This is a genomic window from Paraburkholderia sp. SG-MS1, assembly GCF_012275575.1.
Taxonomy (GTDB): domain Bacteria; phylum Pseudomonadota; class Gammaproteobacteria; order Burkholderiales; family Burkholderiaceae; genus Paraburkholderia.
This window is the reverse complement of the sequence record NZ_NPIH01000164.1, coordinates 1-298: the sequence shown is the minus strand read 5'-3', so window position 1 is coordinate 298 and position 298 is coordinate 1. Positions and strand designations below refer to the sequence as shown.

1 protein-coding gene is annotated in these 298 nt (G+C 72.1%); it reads right to left on the bottom strand.

The window, feature by feature from the left end:
• Positions 1-298 (bottom strand): cellulose biosynthesis cyclic di-GMP-binding regulatory protein BcsB (locus tag CIC12_RS12715; protein WP_174772032.1); only part of this gene is annotated, 298 nt, incomplete at both ends.

Genomic DNA, 298 nt, shown 5'->3' with positions numbered 1-298 from the left:
CGGCGTGTCGATCAGTTCCTTGAACGCGACCGGGCGATCCACGGGCACCCAGCGCGGCGCATCGTACGGCTTGCGCGGCGCGCCGATGTCGATCTGGCCGATGCGCACGGCGGGCCCCGCCATCGCCGTCTTGCCGAGCACGAGCGCGGCGCTGGCCTGATCGACTTCCTGCGCGGTGCGGCCCGTCACGATCAGCAGCTTCTTGCCCGGCGCGACGGGATTGTCGGCGACGAGCAGCATCGGGCCGTTGACCGTCGGCAGCTTCAGACCGGCGGGCAACTGCGCGCTGCGCGCGACC